At 70.7% G+C, this 19,637-nt stretch carries 14 protein-coding genes; 5 read left to right on the top strand and 9 right to left on the bottom strand.

The genetic code is table 11. The features are described from left to right. Window positions 1-22: 22 nt before the first annotated feature. Window positions 23-1,282: a sugar ABC transporter substrate-binding protein gene (locus tag IE250_RS15435; RefSeq protein ID WP_229872489.1), complete on the bottom strand. Its 1,260-nt coding sequence runs from the start codon at window positions 1,280-1,282 to the stop codon at window positions 23-25. A 98-nt stretch (window positions 1,283-1,380) separates the two neighbouring features. Further along, on the bottom strand, window positions 1,381-2,451 hold the full coding sequence (locus IE250_RS15440; protein ID WP_189670148.1) for a LacI family DNA-binding transcriptional regulator: 1,071 nt from the start codon (window positions 2,449-2,451) through the stop codon (window positions 1,381-1,383). Window positions 2,452-2,601: 150 nt separating this feature from the next. Here IE250_RS15440 and IE250_RS15445 point away from each other — a divergent pair, with 150 nt between their 5' ends. Both IE250_RS15445 and IE250_RS15450 read left to right on the top strand, forming a co-directional pair. Then, complete coding sequence (locus IE250_RS15445) at window positions 2,602-3,231, top strand: class I SAM-dependent methyltransferase (protein WP_189670149.1); 630 nt, start codon at window positions 2,602-2,604, stop codon at window positions 3,229-3,231. 111 nt (window positions 3,232-3,342) lie between these two features. Then, window positions 3,343-3,768 (top strand): SRPBCC family protein, encoded by a 426-nt coding sequence (locus IE250_RS15450; RefSeq protein WP_189670150.1) that lies wholly within the window; start codon window positions 3,343-3,345, stop codon window positions 3,766-3,768. Between the two features lie 28 nt (window positions 3,769-3,796). On the opposite strand, the gene IE250_RS15455 is transcribed toward IE250_RS15450, so the two are convergent. Next, window positions 3,797-4,708: a hypothetical protein gene (locus IE250_RS15455; RefSeq protein WP_189670151.1), complete on the bottom strand. Its 912-nt coding sequence runs from the start codon at window positions 4,706-4,708 to the stop codon at window positions 3,797-3,799. Between the two features lie 224 nt (window positions 4,709-4,932). After that, window positions 4,933-5,661: an SDR family oxidoreductase gene (locus IE250_RS15460; RefSeq protein WP_189670152.1), complete on the bottom strand. Its 729-nt coding sequence runs from the start codon at window positions 5,659-5,661 to the stop codon at window positions 4,933-4,935. 74 nt (window positions 5,662-5,735) lie between these two features. Here IE250_RS15460 and IE250_RS15465 point away from each other — a divergent pair, with 74 nt between their 5' ends. After that, entirely contained in the window at window positions 5,736-6,113 is a 378-nt protein-coding gene (locus IE250_RS15465; RefSeq protein WP_189670153.1) for a MerR family transcriptional regulator, read from the top strand. A 47-nt stretch (window positions 6,114-6,160) separates the two neighbouring features. Here IE250_RS15465 and IE250_RS15470 read toward each other — a convergent pair whose 3' ends face one another. The 3 genes from IE250_RS15470 to IE250_RS15480 all read right to left on the bottom strand — a co-directional run bounded on the left by IE250_RS15470 (window position 6,161) and on the right by IE250_RS15480 (window position 9,913). Then, a complete protein-coding gene (locus IE250_RS15470) occupies window positions 6,161-6,922 on the bottom strand; it encodes a DUF427 domain-containing protein (protein WP_229872490.1) in 762 nt (253 codons plus the stop codon). A 107-nt stretch (window positions 6,923-7,029) separates the two neighbouring features. Further along, window positions 7,030-8,244: an AI-2E family transporter gene (locus IE250_RS15475; protein ID WP_229872491.1), complete on the bottom strand. Its 1,215-nt coding sequence runs from the start codon at window positions 8,242-8,244 to the stop codon at window positions 7,030-7,032. Window positions 8,245-8,320: 76 nt separating this feature from the next. Next, window positions 8,321-9,913, bottom strand: a complete 1,593-nt coding sequence (locus IE250_RS15480; protein WP_189670154.1) for a peptide chain release factor 3 — start codon at window positions 9,911-9,913, stop codon at window positions 8,321-8,323. 800 nt (window positions 9,914-10,713) lie between these two features. Here IE250_RS15480 and IE250_RS24955 point away from each other — a divergent pair. Together IE250_RS24955 and IE250_RS24960 are read left to right on the top strand one after the other, a co-directional pair. Continuing rightward, entirely contained in the window at window positions 10,714-11,040 is a 327-nt protein-coding gene (locus IE250_RS24955) for a response regulator (protein ID WP_308434143.1), read from the top strand. Window positions 11,041-11,123: 83 nt separating this feature from the next. Then, on the top strand, window positions 11,124-11,294 hold the full coding sequence (locus IE250_RS24960) for a response regulator transcription factor (protein WP_308434144.1): 171 nt from the start codon (window positions 11,124-11,126) through the stop codon (window positions 11,292-11,294). Window positions 11,295-11,319: 25 nt separating this feature from the next. Here IE250_RS24960 and IE250_RS15490 read toward each other — a convergent pair whose 3' ends face one another. Both IE250_RS15490 and IE250_RS15495 read right to left on the bottom strand, forming a co-directional pair. Further along, the gene (locus IE250_RS15490; protein ID WP_189670155.1) at window positions 11,320-15,111 is read right to left on the bottom strand and encodes an Ig-like domain-containing protein; all 3,792 of its coding nucleotides are present in this window, start codon (window positions 15,109-15,111) and stop codon (window positions 11,320-11,322) included. A 107-nt stretch (window positions 15,112-15,218) separates the two neighbouring features. Continuing rightward, window positions 15,219-19,352 carry a family 43 glycosylhydrolase gene (locus tag IE250_RS15495; protein ID WP_229872492.1) on the bottom strand — a complete coding sequence of 1,378 codons (4,134 nt, stop codon included), beginning with the start codon at window positions 19,350-19,352 and terminating at the stop codon, window positions 15,219-15,221. Window positions 19,353-19,637: the final 285 nt, after the last annotated feature.

The raw sequence follows: 19,637 nt of genomic DNA on the forward strand, positions 1-19,637 counted from the left end.
CACGCCGGTCAAGAGGGACGGCTCAGAAGCCGTACCCGTCGTTGGACTGGATGTTCGCGTCGATCTCTGCGACCGCGCCGTCGAGCGTCGACTGCACGTCGGCGCCGTTCATGATGTCCTGCCCCGCCTTCGCGAACGTCGAGGAGATCACCGGGTAGGCCGGCGTCTGCGGGCGCAGCAGCGCGAACTCCTGCGACAGCTCGACGAACGGGCGCAGGTCGCCTTCGGGCCCGAAGTGCTGTGACGCCTCGACGGCGCCCTCGGTCGCCGGGATCACCACCTGCTTGTCGCTGAACGCGGTGATGTACTTGTCCTGGAAGCTGAACTCGAGGTACGCGCGGGCGCCCTCCGGCGAGTCGCACGACGAGGAGATGCCCCACTGCCACGAACCGCCGCCGATCCTCGGACCGGTGCCGAAGTCCGGCGGGGGCAGGATCAGCAGGTCGTCACCCACGGTGTCGAGCGAGTCCAGCGCGTTCCACACGCCCGTGTAGCTGAGCGCCACCTCGTCGGCGTTGAACTCCTCGTTTCCGACGGTGCCCGCGTTGCTCGTGTACCCCTGCTCGAACGCTTCCTGGAACCACGTGAAGTACTCGACGGCCTCAGGACCGTTGAGCGTGCCGTCGGCCGACAGCATCGTGTCGCGGTCGATCAGGTCGCCGCCCGCGCTCTGCAGCATGGGCGAGTAGGCGTACGGCCACCACTCGCCCGCGTCCTCGGCGCCGAGGTCGAGCGGTGTGTCATAGCCGGCGGCCTTGAGAGTGGCGAGCGTGGCGTCGAACTCCTCGAGCGTCCACGGCTCGTCCGTCGTCGGGATCCGGATGTCGTTGGCCTTGAGCACCGACTCGCGCGCGAAGATCGCGAGCGCGGCGTCCCAGTAGCCCGCGCTGTAGATCTCGTCCTGGTAGGTCCCCACCGCGGTCGGGAGCAGCGAGTCGGTGATCTCCTGCGGCAGGCCGAGCGGCTGGATGTATCCCGCCCATGCCCAGTTGGGCACGATCGGGCCGTCCATGTCGAGCAGGCACGGGAGGTCGTCGGCGGCGGCAGCCGCCACGATCGCGTCGTTGTAAGCGCCCTGCGGGAACGACTCCTCGACCACCTCGTACTCGTCCTGCGACGCGTTGAAGTCGTCGATGATCTGCTCGTAGACCTCCAGCTCCGCCGGGTTGCCCGCGGAGTGGGTCCACATCGTCAGCTCGACGGGGCCCTCCCCGGAGGCGCTGCCGCCGCCCTGGCCGGCCTGGCCGCACCCGGTGAGGACGAGGGCCCCCACAGCGGACACGGATAGGATCTTTGCGAGGGATCCTCGGTTCATGGTGGATTCCTTTCCTGGTGACCGACGTCCGCGTCGGGCACCGCTCTTCGACCGCCGTGAGGCGGTCAGGGGGTTGTGTCAGGCTCGCCGCCGGCTGGAGTTGGCGCTGCTGCCGGCGGCGAGCTCACGGAGTCCCGACGGATGATCGGGCACGGCATGAGGTATGGCTGGTCCGGCTCCGGGGGTTCCCGGGCGCCGAGGGCGACCTCGGCCGCCCACCGCCCCATCTCGTAGTGGGGCAGAGCGATAGTGGTCAGGGGCGGGTCGAGCTCGCCCGCGACCAGCTGTTGGTCGTCGTAGCCGACGACGGAGAGGTCGGCCGGGATCTCCAGCCCACGATGACGCGCGGCGACGTACGCCCCCGCTGCCATCCGGTCGTTGAAGCAGAAGATCGCCGTCGGCCGACGGTGCGGCGGCAGGTCGAGCAGACGATCCGTCGCCGCCCGCCCGCTCGCGGCCGTCGTCCCGTCACCGCGGACGTGCCAGGCCGGATCGGGTGTGATGCCCGCCTCCGCGAGCACCTCCCGGTAAGCCTGGTGGCGCAGCCCTGACGCGACGGGCGGGTCAGGCTCGTCGATGTCGAGCCAGGCGATGCGCCGGTGGCCGGCGGCCAGGAGCTCTCGCACAGCAGCCCGGCCCCCGGCGACCTCGTCGGGCACGACAGCCGGACGCGTCCCGTCCGCGGGGCGGCAGTCAAGGAAGACCGTCCGGTCCGGGAGGCCCTCCGGCGTCTCCACGACCCGGTGCCACATCGTGGCGAAGATCATTGCGTCGACCTGGTGGTCGACCAGCGCGCGGATCGCGTCCCGCTCCACGGCCGGGTCCGCATCCGTGTTCACCAGGATGAGGAGGTGCCCGTGCTCCCGCGCCGCGTCCTGCGCACCGGCGAGCATCCGGCCGGCGAACGGAGTCGTCGCGATCACGTCCGAGACGAGGCCGATGGTTCGCGTCCGCTGCGTCCGCAGGCCGCGCGCGATGGAGTTGGGGGTGTAGCCGACGACAGCCGCCGCCTCCCGCACCCGAGCCCGCGTCTCCTCCGAGATTCGCGCCCCGGTGCGATCGTTGAGGACGAGCGAGACCGTGCTCGTAGAGACACCGGCCGCAGCGGCGACGTCGGAGATCCGAACCCGTGCCATTCCGTCCTCCTCTTCACGGCGGTGTGAGACTGCTAAATCGATTGACCAAATCTTGCACCTGACGCCGCCATGCGTCAAGCCCCGGCCGCGAGCGGTCCGGCCGGCACTACCGTGTAGCCATCGACCTCATCAACCTGTGAGTGAGGCACCATGGCGAGATCACCGAACCTGGACCGGCTGCGCCGGCACTGGGACCGGCAGTCGGCGGGTTACGACAAGAAGATGGACCGTGCCGAGCGGTTGTTCGGGGACACCCGGTCCTGGGTGTGCGGACAGGCCACGGGCGAGGTGCTGGAGGTCGCGGTCGGGACCGGGCTCAACCTCGGCCTGTACCCCGAGCAGACCACGGTGACCGGGATCGACCTGAGCCCGGCCATGCTCGACCTGGCCCGCAAGCGCGCCGCCGAGCTGGGCCGCGAGGTCGACCTCAGGGTGGGCGACGCCCAGCGGCTCGAGCTCGAGAACGCCTCGTTCGACACCGTGGTCTGCACGTTCGGGCTGTGCGCGGTGCCCGACGACCGCGGCGCCGTCGACGAGATGGTGCGGGTCCTGCGTCCGGGCGGCCTGCTGCTGCTCGCCGATCACGTGGTCAGCACGTCGGCGCCGATCCGGGCGCTCCAGGCCCTGGCCGAGCTGTACAGCGTGCGAGTCCAGAACGAGCACTTCCGGCGCCGGCCGATCGAGCATGTCATGGCCGCCGGGCTCGCGATCCTGCGGCACGACCGGTTCAACAAGGGCATCGTCGAGCGGCTCGCCGCGCGCAAGCCCGAGATCGGCTGAGCCCGCACTGTCCTGGTAGGTCCTCAATCTCTTGCGTCGACGACTCCGACGGCTGACCGTGGTGGTGAGGCCGACTACGCCGAGCCGGCGCTGATGTCGAGAGGAGACGACATGAACGCGAAGGACTACGACCTACAGGTCGAGCGCGACATCGACGGGGCCGCGGGGAACGTCTTCGACGCGTTTCTCGCCGTCTACGACGAGCCCCTACCCGACTGGGTCCTGCACTCGGAGCGCGACCTTCGCGTCGGCGGAGTATGGGACATCACCTTTCGACCGCCGGGCGCAGACGCGTTCCAGGAGCATCGGGTCTTCACGGCCATCGACCGCCCGCACCGGCTCGAGTACTCGGCGGCGATCCACGAGGCGGGTGGTCGGACCTACGAGACGGCCGTAGTACTTCTGATCACCGAGGCCGGCGATCGCAGCCAGGCTCAGCTGACGCAGTCCGGGTTTCCCGATGAGCAGACGCGCGACGAGTTCGCCGCGGCCTGGCCCGATGTGCTCGACCTGATCCCCGCCCGCATCACGCAGTGACTGGCCCCCCGGCGGCGCTACCGGCTGTTCACCAGCTGCCCGCCTCCTGGAGGAACGCGTCAGCCTCTTGTACGAGCGCCGCCGTCGGACCGTCGACGAGCGTGTACGGCCTCAGCTGCCCCAGCACCCCAGCGAGCCATCCGCAGTGCTCCTGGAGCGACGAAGTGTCGCCTGACTCCTGGTCCTGCCGGGCGAGGACGAGCAGGGTACGCGCCCAGTCCGTCCCATAGTCGCCGAAGCCGATCCGCATCTCGGCCTCCTGCGCCTCGGAACCCTCGGCGAAGAGCTGGTGCGCACGCAGACGGAGCTGCCGGATGGTCAGGGCCTCGTCGGGAGCCTTGGCGCTCATGTGGTCCGCGAGCGTGAAGTTGGTCCGTGCCAGCCCCGCGCGCCCGGAACCTGCACCGGTCAGGGTGATGCCGAGCGCCGACAGCCCGCTCGCCACCTCGGGGCTCACCGGCTGCCCGCCCAGGAGGCGGTCGGCGGCGGAGCGGAGAAGGTCGACGATGTCGTCCTCGGGCTCGCTCGCCGCCGTCCCGGCCAGCTCGGCGCGCCACCGCTCGCCCCGCTCCTCGGCGTCGGCGATCAGCACGTCGTACCTCGCGGGGTTCTGGGGCCGCAGCCGTCGGTACAACGCCGCTGCTCGGTCGGCCGCGTCCACCGCATCGGCGACGCGCCCGTTGCGACCGAGGGCCGACGCGTGGAAGTACAACGAGGCGGCCTCCCCGTGGAGGTGCCGGGGATCGCCGGGCTCCAGCTGCGCCAACGCCGCCACGGCCTTCAGCGACACCTCGCTCAGCATGAGGGCGTCGTCCCACCGTCCGGAGGCACCCTCCGCCTCTGCGGCGTTTCCTGCCTGGGCGGCCATCGCCTCGTAGTGGGCGATCGCCACGTCGTGCTCGCTCTGGCGCCTTGCGCGCCCGCGACCGAACAACCCCATGAGAACTCCCTCGCGCTTCGGTGGAACTTGGCGTGTGCAGTCGACCGCCGTCCCCACCTCACGGCCGGCGAGCCTGCCCGTGATGTTACGGACACTTCGGACACAACGGCCAGGATGAAAGGTCTCTAGATCCCGTGACTTCGGTCGGTTGCCTTGAGATCGGTCGGTTAATTTGACCGATCTCAAGGCAACCGACCGAAGTCAGCGCGGCCCGAGGGGCCAGCTCAGGCAGCGCCCAGGGCCGCCAGGGCGCGGTCCATCGCGGCGTTGAAGTCGTCCGGGTTCAGAGGTAGGCGCGACTTGACGTCGCGGCTCCACTGGTCGGCGAGGACCTCGGCGGAGCCCTTCTCGACGCCGTCGAGCGCGGCGTCAGCCAGGTCCAACGGCGTGATCTTGTCCGCCGACCACCCGGCCGACATGTCGGTGTCGGCCAGGCCCAGATGCACGGCGGTCACCAGCGTGCCCTGCTCGGCGAGCTCCAGGCGGACCCCGTTGGTCATGGCCCAAGCGGCGCCCTTGGTCAGGTGGTACGAGTTGGCGCCGTTCACCCCGAACCACGACATTGCGGAGAGGACGTTCACGATCGCGCCCCCACCGTTCTCGGCGAGCGCCGGCGCGAACTCCCGGATCATCCCCAAGTGGCCGAACACGTTGGTCTCCAGCTCGGACCGCACCATGTCCAGCGAGCCCGACACCAGGTCGGTCCCCGTCTGGATGCCGGCGTTGTTGACGAGCAGCGAGACGTCGGGGGCCGCCTCGGCCGCGGCCCGTACGGATGCGGGGTCTGTGATGTCCAGGGGCAGCACCTCCACCCCGGGCAGCTCCACGGTCTCCGGCCGGCGGGCCGTCGCGTAGACCTTGCGTGCGCCCCGGTCGAGCAGGCGCTGGGCGAAGGCGCGGCCCAGTCCACGGTTGGCTCCGGTGACAAGGGCGACTGAGTTCTTGATGTCCATGTCGGCTACGCTAGAACCTGACGTTGACGTCAGGGGCAAGTCCCTGTCGTCCGGCCTGCTGGAAGGGAGCCATCGTGACCGTCACAGACGCGGCAACCGAGCCGCTGATCCGCATCGGCGAGGTCGCCCGCGGCGCCGGAGTCTCGGTGCGCGCCGTGCGCTACTACGAGCAGCAGGGGCTGCTCGTGGCGGAGCGCAGCGCGTCCGGCCAGCGGCTCTACCCGCGGGGCACCGTGGCCCGGGTGCAGTTCTTCCAGCAGATGTACGCCGCCGGCCTGAGCAGCCGCAACATCGCGGAGCTGCTCCCGTGCGTGGAGTCCGGGCACACCGACGCCGACCAGCGGGCCATGCTGCACGCCGAGCGCGAGCGCATCCAGGCAAAGGTCGACGACCTCCAGGCCGCCCTGCGGCGCCTCGACCAGGTGATCGAGATCAGCGCCACCCACCCGTAGCCGCCGGCCCGGTCGCGTCTCCGGCAGGCTGCGACCGAGGTTCGTCGCTACGGCCCCTCGATCAGCTCACCGTCGACGTAGAACTGCAGGTCGGGGCTCTTTTCCGGCCAGAAGCAGACCAGCCCGGCGACCCGCAGCCCTTCGCGCAGCGGGGTGTCGTAACCCCAGGCGATGTCGGTCAGCTCCAGGTCCCCGACGTTGAGCGTCCAGTACGACGCCGTCCCCTTGTACGCGCAGTAGCTCACGGTGTCGGTGGGCGTCAGCAGGTCCATCCGTACGTCGAGCCGCGGCAGGTAGTACCTCGGCGGCAGCCCGGTCTGCGTCAGGACGACCGGACGGCGCGACTCGGCGACCACCTCACCGCCCGCCACCACGCGGACGTGCCTGCTGGAGGGCATCGCGTCGACCCGCACGTACGGGTCGCGCGCGTGGGTGTGGATCACTTCTTCCTCGGCGAGCCAGGTGTCGAAGGCTGACCAGGTCAGCGTCACCGCGTCGCGCAGGCCCTCGATCGGGGCCTCGGGGTACCGCTGGGCCGCACCTGCCAGCAGCCGGCCGCCCAGGACGACGTCGAACAGCTCGCTGGGTCCGAGACTCTTGGACCGGGAACCCGGACCCGCCGGGCGCAGGTCGGCCTTCAGGTCATCGGGCGCGAAGAAGTACTGGGGGTAGTAGCGGTGCTCCCAGACCAGCAGCGGCGGATCCGCGTCGGCGACGAGCTCGCCCGAGCTGTAGGCGCGCACCCGCACTGATCCGGGCTGCGCCATCCCCGGCTGGATCACAGCTGCGCTCCGCACGATCTCGGCCACCTCGTCACCTCTCGCCGTTACCGCGTCTCTGGGCCGTGCTCGACGGCGAACGCATCATTCTCGCCAACTTGGGCGCGCTTACGAAACCATGCCACCGGCGGCGTGCATCAAGCGCCCGACGCCGAGTCCGGGTCCCGCAGCATGTGCGACTCGACGAGCTCGTGCCGCTGAAAATAGGTGGTCGCCGCCGCCTGGATCGTCGCGGCGACGGGCAGCGCCAGGAAGGCACCGAGCACCCCGAAGACCGCGCCGAACGCCAGCACCGCCAGCAGGCTCACCGCCGCGTTCATCTCCAGCGCCTGGGCCGACACCTTCGGGGCCAGGTACAGGTTCTCGAACTGCTGGTAGCCGACCACGAAGGCGAGCACGCCCAGCGCCTGGGGCCACCCCTGCGCGGTCAGCGCCACCATGATGGGCAGCGCACCACCGAGGTAGGCACCGATCGTCGGCACGAACTGGGACACAACACCGACGAAGACGGCGAGCGGCACGGCGTACGGCGTCCCCAGGATCGCGAGGAATATGAAGGTGACCACCGTAGAGACCGCGGCAAGGACCACCCGGGAGCCGATGTACTGGGACACCTTGGACTGGGTGATCTCCCACAGGTACAGCATCTCGTGCTGCCGCGCCGGCGTCAGCCAGCCGCACACGGCCGCGCGGAACCGGGGCCCGGCGGCCAGCAGGTAGTAGGAGACGAGCAGGATCGTCAGCGTCGCGAGCAGCCCGCCCACAACGGTGGTGCCCACCACCAGCGCCCCGGAGGCCACGTCGCCGCCGAACTCGCCGAGCGCCTGCCGCAGCAGGTTCTCGGAGTCGGGGAAGTCGATGTCGAACCGCTCGGCGACAAAACCCTGCAGGCCCACGTAGAGCCGGGGAACGGACTGCGCCAGCTCGATGAGCTGCTGCACGAAGAGGTTGCCGAACAGCGCCAGGAGCACGATGACCATGAGGAGCGACCCGAGCAGCGTGACCGCGGCGGCCAGTCCCCGGCGCCAGCCGTGCCGCACCAGCCAGACTGTGCCCGGCTCGAGGGCCAGCGCGACGAAGAACGCGATGAGCACGTTGACGAAGAGCCCTTCCAGGGCCCCCATCGCGTTCCACGCGAAGATGCCGACGAACACCGCCACCACGGCCATGAACAGCGCCCGGGGCAGCCAGCGCGGCGGACGCAGTGAGTCGGGGGCACCGGGCGGCGCGGCGGGCTGATCTGTCGAGGCCCGTCGGGGATTGGCCGGCTCGCCGGGACGGGTCGGCACGTCCGGGCCGGTCGTCGCGTCCGGGCCGGGCACGCCGGTCTCGGACGAGCTGCGCGACGTCATGTCCAGACCGTAGTGCTCCGCTCCCCCGCGGGCCAGTGCTTCCGCGCGGTCGGTTCGGCGCGCCGGCCCGAAGCCGCTAGACGCCGCTGGCGACCAGCGGGATCAGCGGGACGTCAGGGTGGGCGCGCTCGAAGGCCCGGGCATGCCACACGTCGCGCAGCAGGACGAGCGGGGTCCCGTCGCCGCGCCGCACGACCTCCACGCCCGGGTAGCCGGCGATCGTCTCGATGTCGGACGCCGCCGCCTCGCGGGCGAGCGAGAGGCCGAGCGTCTCCATGCGGATCGGCGCGGAGAACTCGTGCTCCATGCGGAAGGTGGCTACCTCGAACTGGAGCGGGCCGACGGCCGCGAGGATCGGGTTTCCGTCGCCGCGCGCCTCGGAGATCAGGACCTGGACGACGCCCTCCTGCTCGAGCTGGGCGATGCCCTTGCGGAACTGCTTGGAGCGGCCCGGGTCGGCGACGCGGGCGGCGGCGAAGTGTTCCGGCGCGAACACAGGCATCGGAGGGAAGCGCACGCGCGGGCCCGCGGAGTCGAAGACCGTGTCGCCGACGGCGAGCGTGCTGGCGTTGACCAGCCCCACGACGTCGCCGGGGTAGGCGTCCTCGACCGTCGCGCGTTCGCGCCCGAACACCGACAGGGCGTACTTGGTGGCGAACGGCCGACCGGTGCGCTCGTGCGTGACGACCATGCCGCGCTCGAAGCGGCCCGAGCACACACGGATGAACGCGACGTGGTCGCGGTGGTTCGGGTCCATGCCGGCCTGCATCTTGAACACGAACCCGCTGAACGGCTGGTCCACGTCGCGGTCCCCGCCGTCGACGTCGGGCCGCGCGTTCGGCGCGGGGGCGAGGTCGACGACGGCGTCGAGCAGCTGGCGGACGCCGATGTTGGCGAGCGCCGCGCCGAACAGCATCGGCGTCGTGGTGCCGGCGAGGAACGAGGCGCGGTCGACGGGATCGAGGAGCTGTACGCCCTCGACGGCCTCGGTGTGGTCCTCGCCGAGGGCGTCGGCGGCGGCCTGGGGGGACAGGACCGTCTCCTCGGCCAGCGACGCGCCGCCGGGGGCGCGGCGATAGGTGCGCACCTCGCCGTTCGAGCGGTCCAGCAGCCCGAGGAACCGCCCGGCCTCGCCGACCGGCCACGTGAGCGGCGTCGGGCGCAGGTTGATGCGCTCCTCGAGCTCGTCGCACAGCTCAAGCGCCTCGCGCCCGGGGCGGTCCCACTTGTTGACGAACGTGATGACCGGCACCCCGCGACGGCGGCAGACCTCGAACAGCTTCAGGGTCTGCGGCTCCAGGCCCTTCGCCGAGTCGAGGAGCATGACCGCGGCGTCGACGGCGGTCAGCACCCGGTAGGTGTCCTCGGAGAAGTCGGCGTGCCCGGGCGTGTCCAGCAGGTTGATCACTACGTCGCCGTACGCGAACTGCAGCGCCGCCGAGGTGATCGAGATGCCGCGCTTCTGCTCCATCTCGAGCCAGTCCGACACGACGCCGGCGCGGTTGCCCTTGCCGTGCACCGCCCCGGCCTCGTCGATCGCGCGGGCGTGCAGCGCCAGGGCCTCGGTCAAGGTGGACTTGCCGGCGTCAGGGTGGGAGATCACGGCGATGCTGCGTCGACGCGCCGCCTCGATCTCGACCGGACGGGCGTCGGAAGTAAGGGTCGTCACAGGGACTCACCGATCTGTTCGCGCTGCAACAACCCCACACCCATCTCCCGCTCGACAGCCTCCAACTCTACCGGTCCAGCAGCGCACCTTTGGTTGTGGGCGCGACCGTTGCGACTACACGCCCGTTTTGGGCGAAACGATCGCGCCCACAGCCAAAGGGTGCTGGGCGCGAAAGTACTTTTGGCCGGTATCGCGGCGCACGCCTCGCACCGGGCATGAACGCATGCCTCCAACAACCGTCGAATCTCCTCGAGCTCGCCCCCGTCTCGTCGCCCTCGACGTCATCCGCGGTTTCGCGCTGTGCGGGATCCTGGTCGCCAACGTCATCCCGATCAGCGCCTCCGTCGCCGCCGACGCACCGGTGACCACCGCTCTCGCGTCCGCCACGAGCGCCGGCGCCGGCCTGGACTGGCTGCAAGTCTTCGTCGACCTGCGCTTCTTCCCGATCTTCTCCCTGCTCTTCGGCGTCGGGTTCTCGCTCCTCGTCGACTCGGCCGCGACCCGCGTGACGCGACCGCGCCTGATCCTGCTGCGCCGTCTGCTCGTGCTGCTCGCGGTCGGCCTGGCGCACATGTTCCTGCTCTGGCCGGGCGACATCCTCACGGTCTACGCGGCGGTCGGGCTGCTCGTGCTGCTGCCGTCCACGTGGCTGCCCCGATGGGTCGTGGCCGGCCTCGCCGCCGTGTGCCTGGCGGCCGCGCTGCTGCTGGGCGCGGGGCACTTCGCCCTGGTGCCGGGACTCTTCCTGCTGGGCTCGGCCCTCACGCGGTACGGCGCACCGCACCGCATCGAGCAAGGTGGTGGCCGAGGCGTCCGACGGCGCGGAGGCGGTCGCCCTGGCCCGGCGCCTGCGGCCGGACGTGTGCCTCGTCGACATCCGGATGCCCCGCCTGGACGGCATCGAGGTCACCCGGACGCTCGCCGGGCCCGGTGTTGCCGACCCGCTCCGGGTCGTCGTGGTCACGACCTTCGACCTCGACGAGTACGTCTACGGGGCGCTGCGGGGCGGCGCGGTCGGCTTCATCCTCAAGGCGGCCCCGCCCTCCTCGTCGAGGCGGTCCGGGCGGCACACGCCGGCGACGCCCTGGTCTCGCCGTCGGTCACCGTGCGGCTGCTACGGCACCTGACGACGGCGCCGTCCGCGCCCCCGACGCCGAGCCGGCCGGGCGGCGGGAATGCCGCCCGGCCGCTCTCGGAGCGGGAGACTCAGGTGGTCCGTGCGATCGCGCACGGGCGCACCAACCTCGAGATCGGCGCGGAGATGTTCATCTCGCTCAGCACCGTCAAGGGTCACGTCGCGGCGATCCAGGCCAAGCTCGGGCTGCGCAACCGGGTCGAGATCGCGGCGTGGGCCTGGGAGAACCAGGTCGTCAGGCGCTAGCCCACGCCTTGGGTTGGGTGCGCTGCTACTGGGGCGCGTCCTCCTCACGGACCAGGACGAGCTTCAGCACGAGCTTCGTGCCCGAGTCGGCTCCGCGGAGGACCAGGTCGTGGGTGCCGACGCGGACGCCGCTCAGAACAAAGCTGGGCTTCACCACCCCGCCGTCGGACGCGGTCGCGTCGCCCACCGGGACCGGCGCCAGCGCCTTCCCCGCCTTGTCGCGAGGCACCAGCTCGACACGCACGACCTCGCCGGGGGCAAAGCCCCCCGCCGCGAACGTGGTCTCGGTGCCGACGACGGCGTACACGGGCCGCGGGGCGACGGTCACCGTCGCCTTGGCGACGAGCCCGGTGCCCTCGACCGGTCCGGAGACCGTGAACGTCCCGGCCTCGGCGTAGGCCAGAGGATCGATCGGTTCCCAGCTGACGGGAGCGGTGATCCGGCCGCCGCCCACCAGCGTGACGCCGACCGTCCCGGGCAGGACCGGCGCCATCTCGGCCACGGTCCCGACGTGCACGGCGTCGGCCGCATCCGGCTCGTCCCAGAACCGCGCGCCGAGCAGGGTGGCCGTCGACGTCCCCTGGGCGTTGTTGCCGGTCGCGACGACGCCGGCGTCCAGGCGGGCGTCCGCACTCTGCAGCGACGCCGTGCCCACCACGGTCCACGGCTTGTCGGCGGCGGTGCGGTAATACCCCGTCATGGTGGTGTCCGTCGTGCGCTCGAGCCGCAGGTACACCGGCCACGTCGCGGCCGCGACGGTGCTCGACTGGGTGTCGATGTAGCCGTTGCCGTTCGCGTCCGACTGCAGGTACGCGCCGGACGGGCTCGCCATGAGGGTGACGTACCCGTCCGAGGCACCCTTGCCGGCGGCCGACAGGTCGTTGCGCACGACCAGACCGCTGCGCGGGTCACCGTTGGGCCCGCGGTCCATCGCCGCGGCGTAGGTCTGTACCGATCCGCCCACGGGCAGCCGGTCGGGCTGGTACACGACGCTGAGGTTGTCCTTGTTCGTCCAGGCGCCGTCGCCGGCGTCGGAGATCCGGAACGAGGCACCCTCACCCTGGCAGAAGGACGCGGGGCGGGTGCCCCACGCGGCCGACGCCCAGGGCGCGGTGACGGTGGGGTCGGCGCAGCCGGGGCTGGTGAACCTCACCGTGTACGTGCGGGTGGTGCTCCCGTCGGGCGAGCCGACGGTGACGCGCGCCGAGACCTGGTCCGCGTCGACCGACACGGTGGCGCCGTCCTGGACCGGTTCGGCGGTCACGTCCGGGACGGGGCCCCACGGCCCGGTCTCGACGCGGTAGCCGAGGGTTTCCGCGGCGAAACCCGCAACCGGCACACCGTCGATCGCGAGCCCGGCGAGGCGGGCGTCGCTGTCGGGATGGAGCACCCGGACCCGGTAGATGCGCTCGGCCACCGGCTTGCCGTCCTCCGTCGCCGTCACGACGACGAACGCCCAAGGGCGCTCGGCCGTCGCGGGGTCGACCGTGACGGTCGCGTCGGCGGCGGCCGCCACGCCCTCCAACAGCGGCGTCGGGCTCTCGGCGAGGACCGTGTGATCCCATACCGCCGGGTCGAACTGGGTGACGGGCTTGCCGTCCACGGACAGGCTCGCCAGCTCCGTACCGGGCGCCGGGGCGAGGCCGAGGATCTCGACCTCGGCGACGGACTGCCACGTCGACGTCGCGGTGGTCAGGCGCACGCGGACGGCGGTCGTGGGCGGGACCGACGACGTGTCGAGGCGAACCACCGGCGCGGGTCCGGCGGCGTCCTGGACGACGTCGGCCGTCACGCCCGAGTCCCGCCAGGCACCGGAGGCGTCCTGGTACTGGACCGCGACCCGCGACGGCCAGGTCGCCGTCGAACCGTCCTTGTAGAGGTGGACCGCGATCTCACGTGGTGCCCGCGGTTCGGGCCACGCGTAGTCGAGGGTGCTCGACAGCGGGTACTTGCCCCCGCCGACCCAGTCGTCCCAGCCCTTGCCGAGGCTGCCGTCGATGGTCGTCGCGGCGAGGTCCTGGCGGCTCGACGCCGTCACCTTGGCGGTGGGCGCGAAGTTGTGCACCCCGTGCGCGATCACCTCGACGGTGCGGCGGAAGGTCCGTCCGGGCGTGAAGTGGTCGTCGCCGGCGAGCGTTCCCGTGAGCGTCTGCTTCCCGGCCGTGCCGAGCTGCTTCGGGCTCCACGCGACCGGGACGTCCGTGGTGACGCCGTTCGCGGTGACCGCCACAGTGCTGGGCAGCGCCTGCGTGAGGTCCTCGTTGGTGCGCACCGTGTCCGGGAGACGGTCGTCGGTGACCCGCCAGATGTAACGCCCGGCGCCCTTGTCGGCCCAGTACTCCTCCGTCCAGCCGGACGCCCACCGCGCGTCCTGCGCGGCGGGGTTACGCATCTCGAGGCGGCCGCCCTCCCCGAAGGTCAGGGGCAGCCAGACGTACGTCGAGTCCGCGGCGCCGCTGTTCCACCGGTCGCCCATGTAGACGAACTTGCCCTCGGCCGCGTCCAGCGGGAAGACGTTCGTGGACTGGGACCCGAAGCTCGTCCGGCGCGTGTCGCCGTAGGAGAGGAGGCCGTCGCCACCCTCCGGGATCGTGTCGTACGCGACGTTCTCGTACTGGTCGTCGGGCTGCACGCCCCGGATCCACGAGCCGACGAGCGAGTCGGCCGTGTAGTACGTCTGCGCGTTGGGCCGCCAGCCGGTCGCGCCGGAGGTGACGGCGTAGTACTTGCCGTCGTGGACGAAGAGCGCGGGCGCCTCGAGCAAGCCGCACCGGCGCACGATGCTGTAGTCCTGGCCGGCGACGGGCGCGCCCTGCGTCCCGTCGGCGAAGATCCGCGGGTACTGCCCGTCCGCGGAGTACTGGATGCCGACCGTGTCGGTCGCCGACGTCTTCTCGACGTTCGTGTACTCGGCGTTGAGCCGGGCGATGTAGAGGCTCCGGTTCTCCTCCGAGGAGTACGCGACGTACGCCGTGCCGTCGGTGTCCTGGAACACCGTCATGTCGCGCGCGCCACCGGGCACGGCGCTGTTCTGGTTGCACGCGGTCTTGTACGTGGTCTCGTTGTAGAGGCGGTACGCGCCGTGGAGCTCGAACGGTCCGGTCGGCGAGTCGGCGACGGCGACGGCGGCCAGCGAGCGCGCGTAGTTGCTGCCGCCGGGCGTGGTGCTCCCGTCGGAGTGCCACCACATGACCCACTTGCCCGTCTGTGCGTTGTGCAGCACCTTGGGCCGCTCGAAGATCGAGTTGAGCTGCGGCTCGCCCGTGGCCGTCGTGCTCTTGACGTTGAGGTAGTAGAACAGGTCGTCGATCTTCTCCGTGCGAGGGGTGCCGTCGTCCGCCACCGTGTCGTAGATCCCGTCGAAGTACTCCGACTCGAGATCCTGCCGCGACGTGACCGACCGCATCACGACGCCGCGGTTCGTCCAGTTGTACGTGTCGGTCGACGTGTACAGCGAGACCCCCGGGCTCTCGTAGTAGCCGTTCGACCGGTCCTCGCCGTACCAGTAGTAGACCGTCGTGCCGCCCTCCTCCACGGCGACGGCCTCACCGGCGTCGACCCCGAGCTCCTCGGCGGTACCCGTGACGATCTGACCGCCGTGCGCCTGGACGTGGCGCCCGTCGGTGTCGTACAGGAACGGCCGGAAGTAGCTCGGCGACGTGTTGCCGGGGTCGGCGACGGCTGGATATGACGAGTACGTCACCGGCTCCGGGACGGTGGGCACGTCCGCGCCCGCCGGCACGACGACGCCGGTGACGGCCACGACGGCAAGGGCCACGGCCCCCGCCGCCCTGCGGATGCTGCTTCGAGATCTCATTCGATCGCTCCTGTACGCTTCCTTGCGCGAATGTTGACGTTACCATTTCTGGCGAACAACATGCGGAGGCCCTCGTCGTGAGGGCCTCCGCTGCTGTGTCCCTGCCGCTAGCTCTTGGCCGTCACGCCGGCGGTGGCCTTGGAGACCGCCGAGCCCGGGTACGCCCCGGGACGCGCCGCGGTCACCTGGACCGACATGCGGTGCCCGACGTCGGCGCTCGTGAGCCTGAACGTCTGGCCGGTCGCGCCGGCGACCGGTGCGCCGTCCCGCAGCCACTGGTAGGCGAACGTCAGCCCGTCCTTGTCCCAGGTGCCGGGCGTCCCGGTGAGCGTCGAGCCGACGACCGTCCTGCCCAGTGTCAGCGGCGGCCGCAGGGCCTCCGGCTGGACGCCGTCGTAGGCGAGCGGGTCGACGCTCGTGAGCGTCGGCACCACCTTCTTCATGGTGCCGTCCTCGTTGAACGACAGCCGGTCGATGGTCGTCTCCCGGTGCGTCCCGTCACCGCCGGGCATCCCGAACCGGTGGTAGGCGATGTACCACTCGTCGGTCCCAGGCACCTGGACGATCGAGCTGTGCCCGGTCCCGAGGATGCCCTGCGTCGTGTCCTTCTCCAGGATGACGCCGTGGTTGGTCCACGGCCCGTGGACGCTGGTGGCGGTGGCGTAGCCGACCCGGTAGTTGGCCGATCCCGTGTCGTCGATCGAGTACGTCAGGTGGTAGAGACCGTCGCGGTAGTTGAGGAACGTGCCCTCACGGAAGCCGGTCAGGCCGCCGATCCTCGCGAGCGTATCCTGCTTGATCGACAGCATGTCGTCGCTCAGCTCGGCGTAGACCGGCCCGTTCGACGGCCCGCCGTTGCCCCAGAACAGGTAGTACTTGCCGGTCTCGGGGTCCTGGAACGCCGCCGGGTCGATCGCCTGGCCGGAGGTCACCGCCTCGTTGTTCAGGATCATCGCGGTCGGCTGCGCCGTGAACGGGCCCTCGGGGCTGTCGGCCACCGCGACGCCGAGCGTCTTGCGGTTGTACGTCGGGTTGTGCCCGGAGAAGTAGAAGTAGTACTTCCCGCCCCGCTCGATGATGGTCGGCGCCCAGGCGTTCCCGCTCGCCCACGGCACGTCGCCGTTGGCGCCGTCGAGGGTGAGGAACGGCTCGGCCGAGCGCTCCCAGTCGGCCAGGTTGGCCGACTTCCAGACGTAGAAGTCCTTGCCGCCCCAGCCGGCGACGCCGTCCGTCGTCGCGTAGATGTAGTAGAAGTCGCCGAACTTCACGATGTTCGGGTCGGCGTACAGGCCCGGCAGGACCGGGGACCGCATCTCGACGGCACGCACCGTCCAGTCCCGGGTGGCGCCGTCCTGGGCGGTGACCGTGAACGTCTTCGCCGTCGACAGGTCGACGGGACCCGTCACCTCCGGCGAGACCGTCGACGTGGACACGACCTGGAAGGCCGGCTCGAGCGCGGTCAGGTCGGTGCCGGGCTTCACCGGCAGCGTCACCGTCGAGGTCTCGGCATCGATGACTGCCGGGACCTTGAGGCTGGCGAGCTGCGCGCCGGTGATGGCGGTCGGGTCGGCCCCGAGCTCCCGGACCTCGTCGGCCGACAGGGCGCGGTTGTAGATGCGGAAGTCCCGCACCTTGCCCTTGAGGTACTTGTCGGCGGTGTAGTTGGAGCGGCCGATGTAGTTGGCAGCGGTCCGGCCCTCGCCGATGTCGCCGGGCTTGATGGTGACGCCGGTCTTCTGGCCGACCTGCACGCCGTCGAGGTAGAGCGTGGCCGTGCCGCCCTGGAGCGTGTAGGTGAGCGTCTTCCAGGCGCCGCGAGCCAGCGCCGAACCGGACGTCACGGTCTGCTCGGTGCTCCAGTTCCCGGACGCGATCGAGGAACGGTAGTTGTTGCCCGTCGTGAACAGGTACCCGTTGCCGGTGCCGCCGCCGTCGGTGTTGCCCAGGCCCCAGATGAAGTACGGCGTCGCCTGGGCCGGGTCCAGCCACACCTTCGTAGACACGGTGATCGCGTCGAGCCCGGCCATCATGTTGTTCGGCAGCTTCACGTGGCCGTTGGTGCCGCCAAGGTTCAGCGCGCCGTCGGCCCAGGTGGCATCGCCGCTGACGACGCCGTCGTACCCGTGGCCGGTGCTGTCCGCCGCGACGGTGCCGGCGGCCTCGTCGAGGTCGTACTGGGCGACCAGGCCGTTCTCGTCAGCCACGACCGGCGTGACGGGCTCCGGGATCACGATGCCCTCGCGCAGCGCCGCGAGCTCGGCCGCGGTGACCGGGATGACGGTGCCGTGGCGTGGGCTGGCGGGCAGGTCGTAGGCGGGCGCCACCTGCCAGTTCGGGTTCTCGAGGTCGGCAGTGCCGAGCGGGATGTAGCCGCGGCCGCCGTACTCGTCGACGAACAGGTAGTACGGGGAGCCGGAGGTGTCGCCGGGGTTGGCCTTGAAGACGGTCGGTCCCTCGACGGCGGAGGTGCCGGCGTCCCGGCCGATGCAGGCGTCCATGAACGCCCACGACGGGTTGCCCGGCAGGTCGACGGCGGTCAGCTTCGGGGACTTCTCCTGGATGATGTCCGAGCAGCCGGTGCCGCCGCCGCCCTCGTCCTTGGTGAAGCGGTAGTAGGTGTCGTTCTCCTTGATCACCGTGGAGTCGATCCGCGACTCGCCACGGTCCTGCCAGATCTTCGCCTCGCTGAACGTGACGAAGTCGCGCGTCGTGGCGTAGAGCATCCGGTTGTACGCGTTCCCGGTGTGGTTCGGGTCGTCCTCGGCGAACAGCTTCGAGGCCCAGAACACGACGTACTGCTGGAGCGACTCGTCCCAGTACGCCTCCGGCGCCCAGGTGTTGCCCGCGGTGTCCGGCGAGATCTTGATGTGCCGCTGCTCGGACCAGTTGATCAGGTCGGTGGACTCCCAGATCTCCAGGTACTTGCTGCCCTGGCGCTGCGCGACGTCCCAGTTGCCGTTGCGGCCGATGGAGAGGTCGGTGGCGATCAGGAAGAAGCGGTCGCCCTCGGGCGAGCGGATCAGGAACGGGTCGCGCAGGCCGAGGGTGCCGGCGGTCGACTCGAGCGTCGGCTGCCCGTTGTTCAGCTCGTCCCACTTGAGCGCGTTGTTGCCGCGGCTCGCAGCGAAGTAGATCTTCTCGCCGGCGATCGAGTTGCCGGTGAAGTAGCTGAACGCGTAGCCCTCGTACGGCGCTGCGGCAGGCTGCTCGCGCACGGTCAGGACGATCTCGCGGGTGGCGGTCGCGCCGCCGACGTCGGCGGTCCCGGTCAGGGTGACCTGGGTGTCCCCCGCGCCGTGCGCGGGGCGCTTCACGATGCCGTCGGTGGCGACCACGGCAGGGTCGGAAGACGCCCAGGTGACCGTCGCGCCGTGGAGGCCGGACGACGGCAGGGTGAGGTGTCCTCGCACGTCGTCGGCGTGCACGATGGTCAGCGCGGCGGCTGCGGCGTCGGCCTTCGACTGGTTGTCGGCCGTGCCAGCGATCGACGAGACCTCGGCTGCGGTGAGCGCACGGTCATAGATCCGGAAGTTGCGCAGCTTGCCCTTGAGGCTGTTGTCAGCGGCGTAGCTGGACTCGCCGAGCACGTTGTTCGTCGTCACGCCGCTGCCCACCTGGCTCGGCAGCACCGTTACCGCGGTGTTCACGCCGACCTGGACGCCGTCCTCGTAGAGGGTGCCGGTGGTGCCGGTCTGGGTGTAGGTGACGGTCTTCCAGACGCCGCGGGCAAGGTTGCCGCTCGGTGACTTCGCGGTCACCTTCTCCCCCGCCCAGTTCGTCGTCGTGATGCCGGCCCGGAACGCGTTGCCGCTGGCGAAGAGGTAGCCGGTGCCCGAGCCCGACGTCGCCGTGTTGCCGAGACCCCAGATGAAGAACGGTGCTGCCTGGTCGGTCGCGACGTACACGTCGGCGGACACAGTGATCGCCGACAGCCCGGTCATCAGGTTGTTCGGCAGCTTGACGTGGTCGTCGACGCCGTCGAGGGACAGGTCCGACCCGGTCCAGGTGGCACCACCCACCAGCGTTCCGTCGCGGCCGTTGCCCGAGCTGTCGGTCACCGTGGTGCCCGAGGTCTGGGTGAGGTCGTACTTCAACAGCAGCCCGTCGTTGACGTCGGCCGCGGTGGCGGTTGCGAGGGCCGCCCCCGGTAGGAACGGAATCAGGCTTCCGAGCAGCGCGACGGCGGCGCTCGCGGCAACCGCACGAATGGGCAGCCGGGAAGGACGTGTGCTTCTTTGCACGGGGACCTCGCAGATGTGAACGTTAACAGTCGCGCAATGTGACCATCGACGCATCCGCCGTGTCAAGCCACCGCAGAAAAAACCCTTGGCGCCCTCCGGGACGCGGTTCGTAGAGTCGTCGCCGTCATGAACGCAATGATCAAGCAGCGTTCCGCCCGCTAGCGGCGCGGAACGCACACACCCAGCGCGTGCCCGCGCCGCCGGCTTCCGCCGGGCGGCGCACTTGTGCTGCCCGGAACTCAAGTACCGACGACTTCCGGAGCACACCATGTCGCGCAACCGTTC

It is taken from the genome of Promicromonospora soli, assembly GCF_014653785.1.
GTDB lineage: Bacteria > Actinomycetota > Actinomycetes > Actinomycetales > Cellulomonadaceae > Promicromonospora > Promicromonospora soli.